The organism is Nitrospira sp., assembly GCA_016715825.1.
In the GTDB taxonomy this organism is placed as follows: Bacteria; Nitrospirota; Nitrospiria; order Nitrospirales; family Nitrospiraceae; genus Nitrospira_D.
The window spans coordinates 1,220,918-1,234,009 of the sequence record JADJXO010000001.1; the positions used below are offsets into that span (position 1 = coordinate 1,220,918).

Consider the following 13,092-nt stretch of genomic DNA (forward strand, 5'->3'; position numbering starts at 1 on the left):
TTATGGCTACCCAGTCCCAACCTATTTCGTTTGATCCCAACGCGGAAGAACCATCGTTCATTCGCCGTCGTCCGGTACGAATCATCATTTATACCGGGCTTGTGCTCTTTCTTCTCATGGCCGTGATTTGGCCAATGATCGTTCAGCTCGGCGACCCAAACTTTGAGAAGCATATTGCACAACATCGTGTCATGGTCGGCATGAGCAAAGAACAGGTCCTGGAATCCTGGGGCGGACCGCAGACGATCAACACGACCTTCACGAAAGACGGAATTCGACAGGAAGAATGGATTTTCGAAGATTGGGAGAGTTCAGCGGTGGTCCGTCATCGCTATCTGTATCTCGAAGAAGGCATCTTGATGGGAGGATGGTACGAAGGAACCCGAGAGCGTCATTTTCGCGACTTACCAGCAGACAAGCCCCACCCCAGAATTCAACCGTAAGCCTGCCTCGACCAGCATCTACTCACACGCATAGTTCATCCGCTGACTGAGTTGTCCCTCATCGATCGATTACACTTTACTCGCCATCAATTTCACTTTAGACTCACCATCACGTTACGGCGTCTCCGTGATTCGTACGCGCCGCTCCTGGCCTGGACCACCGGACACCGTCAGCACACGTTTCCATTCGCGGACTTGGTAGATGGCCCAGGCATTCGGCTGCCCCTTGAAAAACGCCATGGGATCCTCGCCGCTGGCAGTGAGGAAAATAGGCTCTGTAAATCCTTCTTCCAAGACATAGTCGAGCAAAGATTCTGTCGTAAACCCCGTCCCATGGAGAGTCACCTCAGCCAAGATGTTGAGGATTTCGTCAGGATCCTGAATGGTGATCGGATTCATCGGTTGTTCGAACCTCGGCTAAATTCTAACGAGGCGCGACAGGAGAAGGCAAGCCGCTATGGCGACGCAGATCAAAAAATCCTCCTTCCGTGAATCCCTTCTCACCATCATGGACGGGAAGCATCATTGGGCATGGGAGTATTTTTCCTCAGGCCGGCTCAGCACAGCCCAGCTTAAGACTCACTTTCAACATGAGTACGCAGTCTACGTTCGGGACTTTCCTGTCTTTTTGTCACGAATCCTCGGGAAAAACCCTCCCCCATCAGTCCGGCATATGTTGGCCGAGAATATTTACGAGGAAGAGACCGGTGGACTCTCATTGGGTACATCACATCCGGAACTCTTTCTCGCCATGATGGAAGGATTGGGATTCCGCCGTGCGGATTTTGAGCGTGATCGACTCCTGCCTGCGGCTCGAACCTATCGAGCCTGGCTGGAGCAGATGTCACACCACCGTCATTGGGTGGTGGCAGCTGCCATATTCACGGTATTCGTTGAGGGGAGCGTCAAAGATCGTAAGGAGCTTCACGCTCCATCTCAGCGAAAAACGCCGCAGGACATTGAAGCCATCATCGCCGGTCATCCCTTGGTTCGGTATCACAAGGTGCCGCGAAGCCGAATGGACCTGATTCGAGCTCACCAGCTGGTGGAAGCAGGCCATCGACATGATGCCTATGAGATGGTCGTAAACTACACCCCTCCGCCGCTGCGACCGTTGGTGCTGACGAGCGTCAAGAAAAGTCTGGTGCTCTGGTTGAACTACCGAGACGCGATCGCCAAGGCCTGCCGTATTCCCAGACCCTCATGATCTGGTCCTCCCCCTATTTCTGCCTTCTGCTGCTCCTCAGCATCGGTCTGACGCCATCGGCGAGTGATGCCGAAACCTTCTCGGAGATGACGTTCATTCCTCCTGGAGAGTTTACGATGGGAACGCCGGAAGGAAGCGATGGCTTTCCTGACGAACATCCCGAACGGCGTGTCTATCTCGGCGGATACCTCATTGATCGCTTCGAAATCACCAACCACGCGTATGCCAAATTCGTGCAGACAACGGGGCATCGTTTTCCCGAGAATGTGAATCACACCGCGACGCTCTGGGCCCACAATCAGCCTCTACCAAGTATTGAACAGCATCCGGTGGTCAATGTCAGTTGGACCGATGCCGACACCTATTGTCGCTGGGTGGGAAAGCGTCTCCCAACAGAAGCCGAGTGGGAAAAAGCTGCGCGGGGAACCGATGGCCGGCGGTACCCCTGGGGAAACGAGTGGGACTTTACCATGGCCAATAGCGCGAGCTACTGGGCACAACGAACGATTGACTTCGCCAGCGGAGCTGACTGGGAGGCATTCTGGGTCAAGGGAGACGGCGCTCGCTTGGCCAAAGATCACGGTATACAAGGAGAAGTCTTAACGATGCCGGTCGGCAGTTTCCCGGAATCGGTAAGTCCATATGGGCTGTTCGACATGGCAGGGAATGCCGCAGAATGGGTGCAAGACTGGTACGACCCCAACTACTATCGAAACGCGCCTCTCAGTGATCCACCCGGTCCGGACCGAGGTGCTATCAAGGCTATGCGCGGCGGATCGTGGTTGAAACCCGCCGCCAGTCTCCGTGCGAGTGATCGCGATTGGGGAACGATGGACAGCCGACCCAGCGGCACCGGGTTTCGATGCGCAAAGGACGCTTGGTAATCACCTTGTGGGCAATTCGCCCTCTCAATAACCTCACCACATACCTGCCGTTGGATAAATGGGGGTTGTGAGGATCAGGATCTTGGTGAATCTCTCACCACCACTTCGACCTGCTCAAGCCTCACCACCGGCATGATGAGTCCAACTCCTTCCTTGTCATGGGAGAAGTCATAGATGATCGACTCGCCCGGAATCAGCTTCCCAGCCATCACGACGAACACGTGCACTTTTTCATGTTTGGAGAGACTCCTTTTGATACGATCAGCTAGAATCTTGTCCGGCCTCACTCGCAGGTCGTTTGGAAACTCTTCAGGTTTGAATCGAACCAGACCCCAACTGGTCGAGTTAAACTCCGGCCCAATTGCCACCCCGTACGCCTGCGTTTCAGGATCGAATCGCGACAACTCTCCCGACCACACGAATGCCACGCGCCTCACGAGTGCCGGATTCCCCTCGCGCAACGCATCCCGCTCTCGATTCAGCTTGAAGAGTCGTTCATCATGGCCTGGGTCATTGTGCCCCTGACCGTAGACTGTTGCCCAATCGGGTGGTACTCGATCCAGATCGGCAAGGAAGGTTTCGATGGCGTTCCGCCCGATCAGAATCTGCACGTCGGAAGGGAATATCGAATGAAGGTGCGTCGGGAGAATGGCTCTCAGTGAACGAACCGCTGACGCATCCTCCGCTTGGACAGTGACGGGCAACAAGGGAACCAGGCCAAACTGGCACAGGAGCGACAGGATAGCTGCGAGAGACCTACTCGCCAGAGACACGAACCACCGCTCGATCATAGGAAGCCTTCAACGAGGTCACTCCTGGATGGTCGTCCGTGAGCACACCGACCTCGATGAGTACCTCAAGCCGAGGGGCGGGGTTGAGTCGTCGAAGGTCCGACTGGGTGAGGCCTTCCGTGCTCAACGCGTTCTCGTAGGTTTCAAGCCACGATTCGGTCACCGCACGCAACCCTACATCCGTCGGTTTCATGCGTCCAAATCGCAGTTGCTGGAGCAGCTTGATAAGAGGGTCGGATTGCATGATGGTTGAGATCGCGCCTTGCAGCGCCTGTTCGCTTGAGGTCGAAAAGCTATTTTGCATGTGTCATAGAGGAGAAAGTCAGAAGTTCAGGACAATTTTATAGGACCCGAAGGCTGTTCAAAAAGATCGTCCAGCAAGGCCGCAGCGAGAGAACCGCCGAGGCGTAGGCTTCGGTACGTTGAGCCGCTGAGCGATGCGAGAACGAAGCTGGCGAACTTTTTCAACAGCCTGCTCTCAGTTCATCGAACAGGCACCCGGCCCACGTGGGTCCCCGCAGCTGCCACAGGCGCTTGGACTTCCAGACGGAGCCCAACTGGTCGTCGCTCCGACACCGAAGGCTGAAAACTGTTTATCGACTTTGGTCGTCTGACACTTGGGGCAGGCCGCTTCCCCCGAGCCTTGGAGCAGGAGCTCAAAACGATGATTGCATTCAGCGCACACATATTCGAAGATAGGCATTGATGGTATCTCCTTGATTCATTCAGCGTCGGATGCATTATAAGATCAGTGCCGCTTAATCGCAACGATAAGGACCCTTATGTATCAAGAGGAAAAAACATTCGCGCTCCGCTTCACCCTCGAAGCGTCGTTCCCGGACGACTATGCGGGCGAGGACGATGAGCACAATTGGGTGCGCGAGTGGGAAGCCCGCATCAAACCTCAGGCGATAAAATCAGTCTTTGAGTCGCTGCGCCGGCAGGGAGGGTGGACTGCGCATGTGAGAAACCGAGGCGCGTCACCAAGGGACGAGATCGAGATTGTCTTGACGAGAGATTTTTCAAAACCCGTGCTCTTCCCGTTCGACAGATGATCCCTTCAGAAGCCATCGGTTTGTACATCCATGTCCCCTTCTGTCGCCGCCGGTGCCACTTCTGCGCCTTTTACCTGGAGATCGCTCAACCCAACCGGATCGCGCAGTTTCAGTCGGCCCTCCTTCAAGAGATTGCGCTCCACGCCCAACACGATGTGTTGAATGGCCGTCTCTTAGAAAGCATATACTTTGGCGGTGGGACGCCGACATCCCTTCCGACTGAATACCTGACGACGCTGCTGAAACGGATTCGAGCGACGTGGCCGACGGGCCCGAGTGCGGAAATCACGCTCGAGGCGCACCCCTCTACTGTCAGCTTCGACGATCTCAGAGCTCTCGCCCAAGCTGGGTTTAATCGAATCAGCTTCGGAGCGGAATCCATGAAAGACCAGGATTTCGCTTCTATTGGGCGATTTGGGCTGGTTCGAGACACCGCAACTGCCGTTCAGGAATCACGTCGTGCCGGGTTCCAAAACATCAACCTCGATCTGATGTACGGACTGCCTGGCCAATCAGTACAGGATTGGATGCACACCGTGGAATCGCTACTGATGCTTCAGCCGACACATATCTCGTGTTACGCCCTGACCGTTGAAGAAAACACACGACTCGCTCAAGATATTGCTCAACAGATCGTCGTGCCTCCAGATGACGCACTTCAGAACGAGATGGAGTCCGTAACGGAAGACATCCTTGCCAGCGCAGGATTTACGCACTATGAGATTTCGAATTACGCCAAACCTGGCTATTCCAGCCGCCACAATCTCCTGTATTGGACCGGCGGTGAGTATCTGGGACTCGGCCCAAGCGCACAGTCGTATCTCGCTGGGACCAGGTTCGGGAACATTGCGAACCTCGCATCCTATGTGGAAACGCTGAGCCGTGATCGTCTACCGATCGTTGACCAAACAACACTTTCGCCATCCGAGCGACAGCGAGATGCGCTGGTCTTCGGCCTACGCCTTCTCCGCGGGGTCCCTCGTGTGACCAGTCGAACCGCCGATCGAGATCTGCAGGTTGACACACTCCTGAACCAGGGTTTGCTCGCTTCAGATCACGACCGCCTGTGGCTGACTCCCTTGGGACGGCGATACGCTGATACGGTAGAGGGAGCGCTGTTTTGAGTAGGATACACCGTCCGACATTGGACATCATGTAACACATCAGCACGCTCGACTTTCACTGATCCAGTCATCGCCAGATTGACAAGACATGCGCAATCGGAGGAGACTACGCGTCGTCTCAGGGGGTTACAATGCCAGTCAACATGGACCCAGCCAAGAAACGCCGTCGCTCCGAACGGACGAAGGGACCAACCTCTCAAGAAGTGCATAACGGCACAACTTCGTCATCACCAAGCCCACCCCTTTGGAATCGAGACCGAAGAGGATCGAGAAAAAGCCTTGGCTGATGCCGAGCTGAAAAATCTCTGGGATGCCACCGAAGTCATCGATATGGACACGGTATGACAGCGCGGTGGATGCCATGACGTTGTACAATTCACACAGCCATCATCTTCGTCAACGTGCCTAGAACTCCGCGCTGCATGCCGACACCTGCAACACCAGAAACCATTCCTGATATCACCGAAGAAGTCCGAACCGGTTCAGACACGGAGTTCGAGTCCCGCGTGGTGGTGTACAACTGCGATTGCCACACCTACCAGCAGGTTATTGAGCTCTTTTGCCGGTTTATTCCTGGGATGACGTCGACAAAGGCGTTTGAGTTAGCATATCGAATCGATCATGACGGGGAAGCCATCGTCTTCACAGGGGCAACGGAACAAGCCGAACAGATTGCAGCAAAACTCGCAGGAGGGGGGCTCCGAGTGGCCGTGCAGTGATGGCATCTCTCGCTACTTCGGTCTAGCTTTTGGCTTCCCTGCCTTTTTGACAGCAGCAGGTTTTGCATGGGCGGTCTTGGCGGCAGGTTTGACCGCGGTCCCAGCCGTCGTCGCCTTGGGTGGTTTCTTGCCTCCCTTCGCCTGCAAAGCAGCTGACTTTTTCCCTTTGTCCTGCGACTTTGACTTCCCGCTCTGCGAGGGTTTGACCGGAACCATGTAGGTGGAAGTCCGATTGACCTTGGCTAACTGGTCTCCGCTGAGGACACGCACTTGGTACAGCTCAAACAGTTTGCTGATAGCTTTCGTATCACCACGCCTTGCTGCATTCAGCAGCTTTCGGCGTTGGTTCATCTCCTCTTCTTCGGTATGCGAAGCAGCTCGCCGTTCCATGCTCATCCTTTCTCAACTGCAGCCGAGGACCCACCAGGGCCCCGACTAGAGAACACCCCCGGCTAAGAAAATTGCTGGAGTATATCAGAGTCCTGGATTCTTGGGAACATCAAACCTTGTGCTCACTTACGGCACACCACAGATCTCAGAGATCTGCTGCTTGATCGTGTGGATTTGAGGCTTGAGCCTTGGCTCACGATCCCGGTATAACTACAGATAACCAAGTGACTTTTCTGAGAGGAGATTCATGATGCAGCCGACACACGCACCTTCGACCGTAGCCGACGACCCTCAGGCACGAGACCTTCTTCGGCGGGCCTTTGAAGCCACCGCGCGTTGGCCTAAAGATTTTCAAGGTTTTACTGCCGACCTCACCGTGAATGTGAGCGGGAAAGAAACCAGCGGTTCGGTCACGGTCAAGAGTCCGCGCGAAGTCTCGGTTCAGCTGGGGGACAGCGAGACCCAAAAGTGGGCTCAGGAACAGCTCGGCATGATTGCAGTCCATCGTGGTGCGCGCACCTTCGAGGAATCGGATGGCAAGTACTCACTCACCATGGAGGAGGACGGCCATCCGTTCGGAACGAAGTTGACGATCCATGGCTCGAATTCCTTCTACCGGGTGAACAACAACCGCATCACCCAGATCAATCGCAAAATGGCCCATCCCGGCATGAATCCGTTTGCGTTTACGATCAACGTGGAAGAAAGCGCGGTCACACAAGACCAGAAAAATCTCACAACCAAGTACACCGTCTACTACTATTCACCCACCGATGGCACGCTCACCAATGTCGAGAGTTTCACGGACACGCATACCCGTGTCGGAGCCTGCGACCTGCCGGCCACTAGGCGGATCATCACCTACGAAAACAATCAGGTCATAGTGAAAGACCTCACGTTCAAGAATCACACGTTGCTTTAGTAACGATGGATTTACGGCGAGACTTCCCCCGGAGCATGCGGGTCCAGCTGGCAGGCTATGCCCATTTGGCTCGCATGATCGACAAGTGCCGCGCCGTCCTCGCCGGCACCGAGGGCGAATACATCTATCCCTGCCCAATGGACGATCGGCTACTGGAGTTTGCGGGCATCACCAGTGCACAATTCAGCGCCGCCGTCAAAGCCAACCAGACCGATGACGGCATCGCCAACTGGTTTGAGAAGACGGCCAAATCACACCAGCCTGCTGAATTAGATGAATGGAATGAGAAGTTGCTGGCACGGGGACCAAGTTCCACTGAAAGCGCAGCTAGGTTCAAAAAATATCTGGCTGCCATCGATCCCTCGAGAACCGACATCTCAGCATGGTCGGATCTTCAAGATTTAGAAGAAAGGCGAGTCGTTCCGAGACGAGTCTCAACGCACGGGGCTTAGTAAGTCAGCGCCGGGTATTTGCCCAAGTAGGTCGTGTTTTCCGCCTGCACCACCATGAAGTGCGCCACATCAGCACGAGAAATCGCGCCCACCTTCATACCGTCCACCAATTGGTCCAACACGCGATAGCGGCCGGTCATCGCCCCGTTGGTCAAGCGACCTGGGCGCACGATCTCCCATCGTGGGTATCCACCGGCGATCACCCGCTCCTGCTCACTCTTATCGGCATAGACTTTCTTCAGAAGCAGCGTGAACATAAGTTTCATGGGAAGCGAATTGTATCCCCAGCTGTCGCCTGCACCGAACCCCGTGAGGACGATGAGCGTCGGAGAGCTCCCCTTTTCACCAAGAATCTTCAGCAAGAGCCGCGCGGAGTCGGAGAACAGCGTAGTGGCGAATGGGCTCTTCACACCAAGCGTCATGAGAATGGCGTCAGCTCCTTCCACGGCAATCCGAACATCATCCTGGTTTGTCGCACTCCCCTGCACCTTGGTCAATCTAGGCTGATCAGGGAGCGAAACCCGCCGTCGTGACAAGGTGGTGACGTCATGCCCCCGCTCGAGTGCTTGACGCACGGTCTCCAGCCCTATTCCAGCAGAGGCTCCAATAATGGCGATCTTCATGTTCCCTGTCTTGTTGTCAGTGGCCTAACCAAGTTATGGCCGGCCTCATATTGCATTGGCCTCAGTGACATTCTCAGCCTGTTCCTAGGCTCCGGTCAAGTGCGGAGCGGTGACACTGTTGCGACCTTAGGAATCTGGAAGAAAGCCAGCCGTCGAGATCAAGTGGTGTGGATTCACTTCTTTAACGGTGTTTCCTGTCTCCCATGCTAGACTTTCTCCATGCCTAGAGCCACCCGCACCAAAGCCGTCTTCTACCACCGAGACGCACTCGATACCCTCAATCGTCACAATTCCTTGGCCGATAAGCTGGCATCGCTTCATAAACTGCTGAAGCGGCGGTATCCGTTCATTACGCGCATCGCCGTTGCTGTCTATGACCCTAAGACGGACCTGCTCAAGACCTACGTCGACAGTGGCCGCACTGCTCATCCGCTGCGGCACTATTCCGCAAGGCTCACCGAAGTCCCGTCCTTCAAGGATACGATGGCACGTGGCACACCACGGGTCGTCAATGATCTGGATGTCTTCAAACGCAGCCGCACCGAGCACGCGGTGCGCATACGCGCCGCCGGATACGGAGCCAGCTACACCCTACCGATGTTCCTGAACAGCACCTTCTTTGGATTCGTCTTTTTCAATTCGAGACTCAAACGCGTGTTCACCGATCAAGTCCTGCATGACCTGGATATCTTCGGGCACCTCACCTCGCTCACGGCGATCTCCGAACTGTCCTCGATCCGGACGCTCGAAGCCTCCGTGAGAACCGCCGCCGACATCGTGCACCACAAAGACATGGATACCGGCGCCCACTTGGATCGCATGGCTAACTTCGCCCGCTTGATCGCACGGACCATCGCCCCTACCTACAGCCTGACCGACGACCTGATTGAACACATTTTTCTCTTTGCCCCACTCCACGACATCGGGAAAATCGCAATCCCCGACGAGATCTTACAGAAACCCGGCACGCTGACCGACGGTGAGAAGACGATCATGCGCAGCCATACGGCCAAAGGGCGGGAGATCATCGACGTGATGTTGAGCAATTTCGGTCTCGACGGTCTTGAGCACATCGATATGCTCCGTAACATCGCGCTGTACCATCATGAAGCGATGAACGGCAGCGGATATCCGAGTGGATTACAGGGGAACAATATTCCGATCGAGGCGAGAATCGTGGCCGTCGCCGACATCTTCGACGCGTTGACAAGCCGTCGGTCCTATAAGGAAGCTTGGTCGAACGACGAGGCATTCGCCATGCTGCGGCGCATGGCCGGCTCACAAGTCGATCAACACTGCGTCGAGGCCCTCATCGCCCAGCGCGCAGAAGTCGAAGAGATCCAGGCTCGCTTCAAAGAAGACCCCTACGGCTAACCCTCCGGCCAAACAACCAAACCAAAACACGCACATATGATGTTGGATCGCTGGAATAGCGCCAGGGCACAGTCCTCCCACCCCTCGGGCATCACGGATCATAACGGGGAGCTGAGGACCTCACGCCAGACTGTGGTCAGATCAAGGAGCGCATTTCTTCCATCACCGACGTAGACCGAACCATGCATGGTCGCCAGTCGCCTTGGCAGGAGTGCGGCCAATCGCTGAAACGTGGGTTCCGTCAGTGAGCAGTAGGGCACATAGTTCGCCAACGGACCTTGCTGATAATCCACCAGCGTCTTCCGACAGCGGTCGATGATATCTGATTCCGTCATCGGTTCGACATCTCCTTCTTGATGAAAGAGATCCGAACAGAGGAGCGTTCGTTCCGCCTCCTCAAACAGCAACCCTGCTTCCCAGCAATGGGGGACATGCGGCGTCGCAAGAAAGCGGAAGCGGTATTTCCCCGTCTCAAGCACCTCGCCGTCGACCATCCCTTTCGCGGGACGAATCGCCAGACAATCATCGACGCTCACCATCTTACCCACCAGGCTACAGACTACGTCTGAATGCGGAGCCAGTTGCTGCCACTCTGGTACCGTCGCACATTCATCCGATTCGAAATGGCTGAACCCAATCCAGCGCAAAGTCTTTGGATCGATGAGCGACGACACAGCGGCTTTGACATCGGAAAACAGTGCCCGCGGGCCGGTATGGAACAACAGCGATTCATCGTCGCGCACCAAGAACTGACTGAACTGAAGATTGATCAGTTCAACAAACGTTGTGATGCGGAATAGGTCCGGAGCGATCTCGGTGATCTTCGCCATGGCACCTCCTCAAGTTTGAAGCCGCGCGATCATACGCATCGCCAGACAGAGGTGCAAGACGGATAGATCGGGCTGAAAACGTGAAGCAAAGGCGCCAGGCTACTGTTTCACCAAGGCCTTGCCAAGCAATGTTCCGGATTTGAAGCGAAATGTTAGGTCGCGCCTCCATGCAACCAAGCATCATCCGGCGTGGGCCAACATGAACTGCCGGACTTCCGTCTGAATGGCCGACTGTTCGACCAGGAGTAGGAGGTGGCCTCCCCGATCAAAGGACAGCAAGCGGGAGCCAGGGATGTTTGCCGCCGCATACTCAGCATTGTGAAAAAGTTGCAGCGCGTCGTCCGTTGCATGGACGATGAGCGTCGGGGCTCGAATAGCCGCCACCCGTTCATTCGGCATCCTGGCTTTATTGTCAACAGCGACGCCCGCGTAGCGGGGAACTACCGGAGCCATGAAGTCAATCAGCTGATTCACCATCGTACGCTGCTCTGTCGTGAGATTTGCGATCACCTCGTCGGTGGCACCCATCAACCGCATCAGCTTCTTGCGCAGAAACTTCCGGACAACCCAGTAGAGGATCTCGAACTTGAAGACCATGGTCAGCGCGTTGCCCTTTTGGCTCGCTTGCGTCTGGCTCACATCTGATGAAGACGCAACCCCACAAGACAGCAGTGTCAGTGAGGAGACGCGTTCTGGATAGAGCGCCGCAAAGAGAAGTGCTGATGGACCGCCATGAGAGATCGCCAGGACGGCAACTCTCTGTAGGCCAAGGCGGTCAAGAAGGAAGGTATAGGCCTTGGCTTGGTCGTCGAACGTGTTGCCCTCACGGAACGTCGATCGCAGGTACCCAAAGCGCGACGGCGCAATCCAGTCGAACCGTTCGTCTAGGATCGCCGTTGCGATGAGTTCACCTTGGTCGTACCCTCCCCCGCTTCCATGAATGACCAGAACAGGAACACCAGCTCCTCCACGCTTGAATTCGATGTCTCCCACTGGCGAGGTCAAGACCGTACTCTTGCCAGCGATTCGTACGTAGGCCCGTCTGATATCAACTCCGAACCAGATGGCGATGGCGACACTGACACCCAAAGACGCGAAGAAAAACCGGAGCATGGAGGACATGGTGGGTGTGTAGAACGAGCTTGTAACCCTTGCGACCTAATATTTTGCAGCTGGTCTCCAGGGACGACTTTGTCCGTGCTGATCATGAACGGAACCCGTAAGGTCAGACTCTTTTGTATTTTTGGGAGGAATGACCCGCCCTCGGTAAGCTGGAGGGCGATCTTCAAGGCTCAGCGTCCAAGCTGCTCCCAGTCCTGCTTTCGGTTGAGAACCAGCTCTAGCGCCTCTGCCCACGTATTTGCCCGAGGCCCGGGCAAATCTTCATTCGTTGGGTTCGTAAAAACGATGGTAGGAAGATTCTCCGATCGCAGGACCGCAATGTTCTGCGGAGAATCCTCAATGTAAAGATCAGCGCCGACGGCCGCCTTCTCCTGCATGAAGCAGAGGTCCCAATACGGGATATCGTGAAAATCGAGCCAATCGATGGTTTGACGTGCTGCCACTTGATGAAAATACTTGATAAAGAAACGGTGCATGATGATCCGGATCCGAACGTTCTCTGCTGATAGCCTTCGTAAGGCAACCGGTGCTCCCGACATTGGAGGTAGCACTCGGAACAGTTCACGCTGAGTGACAGCAAAGCGATGCAGCGCCTCGTACCCACCGGGCGCCTTGTCGACACCCCACTCAGGCAAACCCCACGTGACTCGCTCTGGTAGCGAGGCGACATTCACGCCTAACCACTCGGCAGCGATGGGCCTCAACCCACCGTAGAAATCAGCGCAGACGCCGTCGAGATCTACGCCAAGGACAAACCGGCGCTTCGCAGTCATTTCCCCCCTCGCCTTGACCTTCTAACCATTGAGTTGCTGACCGTCATGATAGATACGGATAGTCATTGTACTCACACGGTATCCTTTAGGTAATGTAATCGCTTGTCAACGCTCACCATGGGATCGGTGTGTATGGCATGTCGACAGCAGAAAAGCCATTAAAGTCTCTGCCCACTTTCTGGTAACCTGCCCTTACCAAACGACCGTGCATCTTGTAGGTCCCGCGCGGCTGAAGCTACCTCCGAGACAAGCTGTGATAGTTCAGCGTAGCTGAGGGTAGCTGAAGCTGTTTGAAGCCCAGCATTCGTAAGCCAGAGTGGTACTGTGTGATCTTCATCATGCTGGCCAGCGTAAATTTCTGCACCCCAGTGTTTGACAGTGTT

Annotated in this window: 18 protein-coding genes; 9 read left to right on the forward strand and 9 right to left on the reverse strand. The window is 55.3% G+C overall.

The window, feature by feature from the left end; all coding sequences use genetic code 11:
* Positions 1–2 precede the first annotated feature (2 nt).
* Complete coding sequence (locus IPM58_05835) at positions 3–443, forward strand: hypothetical protein (GenBank protein ID MBK9306603.1); 441 nt, start codon at positions 3–5, stop codon at positions 441–443.
* A 114-nt stretch (positions 444–557) separates the two neighbouring features.
* Here the strand turns inward: IPM58_05835 and IPM58_05840 are convergent, their stop codons facing one another.
* Positions 558–842: a hypothetical protein gene (locus IPM58_05840; GenBank protein ID MBK9306604.1), complete on the reverse strand. Its 285-nt coding sequence runs from the start codon at positions 840–842 to the stop codon at positions 558–560.
* Between the two features lie 58 nt (positions 843–900).
* On the opposite strand from IPM58_05840, the gene IPM58_05845 reads away from it, so the two are divergent.
* Complete coding sequence (locus IPM58_05845; protein MBK9306605.1) at positions 901–1,650, forward strand: iron-containing redox enzyme family protein; 750 nt, start codon at positions 901–903, stop codon at positions 1,648–1,650.
* Complete coding sequence (locus IPM58_05850) at positions 1,647–2,534, forward strand: SUMF1/EgtB/PvdO family nonheme iron enzyme (GenBank protein MBK9306606.1); 888 nt, start codon at positions 1,647–1,649, stop codon at positions 2,532–2,534. The genes IPM58_05845 and IPM58_05850 overlap by 4 nt, the downstream gene beginning before the upstream one ends.
* Before the next feature lie 74 nt (positions 2,535–2,608).
* Here the strand turns inward: IPM58_05850 and IPM58_05855 are convergent, their stop codons facing one another.
* From IPM58_05855 to IPM58_05865, 3 genes are all read right to left on the reverse strand, one after another.
* Positions 2,609–3,325, reverse strand: coding sequence for a hypothetical protein (locus IPM58_05855; protein ID MBK9306607.1), 717 nt, complete (start codon positions 3,323–3,325; stop codon positions 2,609–2,611).
* Positions 3,291–3,629: a hypothetical protein gene (locus IPM58_05860; protein MBK9306608.1), complete on the reverse strand. Its 339-nt coding sequence runs from the start codon at positions 3,627–3,629 to the stop codon at positions 3,291–3,293. The genes IPM58_05855 and IPM58_05860 overlap by 35 nt, the downstream gene beginning before the upstream one ends.
* Before the next feature lie 174 nt (positions 3,630–3,803).
* Positions 3,804–4,028: a zinc ribbon domain-containing protein gene (locus IPM58_05865; GenBank protein ID MBK9306609.1), complete on the reverse strand. Its 225-nt coding sequence runs from the start codon at positions 4,026–4,028 to the stop codon at positions 3,804–3,806.
* 79 nt (positions 4,029–4,107) lie between these two features.
* Between IPM58_05865 and IPM58_05870 the strand changes: the two genes are divergently transcribed.
* From IPM58_05870 to IPM58_05880, 3 genes are all read left to right on the forward strand, one after another.
* Positions 4,108–4,380, forward strand: coding sequence for a hypothetical protein (locus tag IPM58_05870; protein ID MBK9306610.1), 273 nt, complete (start codon positions 4,108–4,110; stop codon positions 4,378–4,380).
* Positions 4,377–5,504: a radical SAM family heme chaperone HemW gene (hemW, locus tag IPM58_05875; protein MBK9306611.1), complete on the forward strand. Its 1,128-nt coding sequence runs from the start codon at positions 4,377–4,379 to the stop codon at positions 5,502–5,504. The genes IPM58_05870 and hemW overlap by 4 nt, the downstream gene beginning before the upstream one ends.
* 422 nt (positions 5,505–5,926) lie before the next feature.
* Positions 5,927–6,223, forward strand: coding sequence for an ATP-dependent Clp protease adaptor ClpS (locus IPM58_05880; protein ID MBK9306612.1), 297 nt, complete (start codon positions 5,927–5,929; stop codon positions 6,221–6,223).
* A gap of 12 nt (positions 6,224–6,235) precedes the next feature.
* On the opposite strand, the gene IPM58_05885 is transcribed toward IPM58_05880, so the two are convergent.
* Complete coding sequence (locus IPM58_05885) at positions 6,236–6,613, reverse strand: hypothetical protein (protein MBK9306613.1); 378 nt, start codon at positions 6,611–6,613, stop codon at positions 6,236–6,238.
* Between the two features lie 250 nt (positions 6,614–6,863).
* Here IPM58_05885 and IPM58_05890 point away from each other — a divergent pair, with 250 nt between their 5' ends.
* Both IPM58_05890 and IPM58_05895 read left to right on the forward strand, forming a co-directional pair.
* Positions 6,864–7,535: a DUF3386 family protein gene (locus IPM58_05890; protein ID MBK9306614.1), complete on the forward strand. Its 672-nt coding sequence runs from the start codon at positions 6,864–6,866 to the stop codon at positions 7,533–7,535.
* A gap of 35 nt (positions 7,536–7,570) precedes the next feature.
* Positions 7,571–7,987 carry a DUF5069 domain-containing protein gene (locus tag IPM58_05895; protein MBK9306615.1) on the forward strand — a complete coding sequence of 139 codons (417 nt, stop codon included), beginning with the start codon at positions 7,571–7,573 and terminating at the stop codon, positions 7,985–7,987.
* Here the strand turns inward: IPM58_05895 and IPM58_05900 are convergent.
* Positions 7,984–8,610: an NAD(P)H-binding protein gene (locus tag IPM58_05900; protein MBK9306616.1), complete on the reverse strand. Its 627-nt coding sequence runs from the start codon at positions 8,608–8,610 to the stop codon at positions 7,984–7,986. The two genes, IPM58_05895 and IPM58_05900, sit on opposite strands and share 4 nt — an antisense overlap.
* A 219-nt stretch (positions 8,611–8,829) precedes the next feature.
* Between IPM58_05900 and IPM58_05905 the strand changes: the two genes are divergently transcribed.
* Complete coding sequence (locus IPM58_05905; GenBank protein MBK9306617.1) at positions 8,830–9,984, forward strand: HD domain-containing protein; 1,155 nt, start codon at positions 8,830–8,832, stop codon at positions 9,982–9,984.
* Between the two features lie 98 nt (positions 9,985–10,082).
* On the opposite strand, the gene IPM58_05910 is transcribed toward IPM58_05905, so the two are convergent.
* The 3 genes from IPM58_05910 to IPM58_05920 form a co-directional block, all read right to left on the reverse strand.
* Complete coding sequence (locus IPM58_05910; protein MBK9306618.1) at positions 10,083–10,814, reverse strand: MBL fold metallo-hydrolase; 732 nt, start codon at positions 10,812–10,814, stop codon at positions 10,083–10,085.
* 180 nt (positions 10,815–10,994) lie between these two features.
* A complete protein-coding gene (locus tag IPM58_05915; protein MBK9306619.1) occupies positions 10,995–11,927 on the reverse strand; it encodes an alpha/beta hydrolase in 933 nt (310 codons plus the stop codon).
* 179 nt (positions 11,928–12,106) lie between these two features.
* Entirely contained in the window at positions 12,107–12,709 is a 603-nt protein-coding gene (locus tag IPM58_05920) for a 5'-nucleotidase (GenBank protein ID MBK9306620.1), read from the reverse strand.
* Between the last annotated feature and the right edge of the window lie 383 nt (positions 12,710–13,092).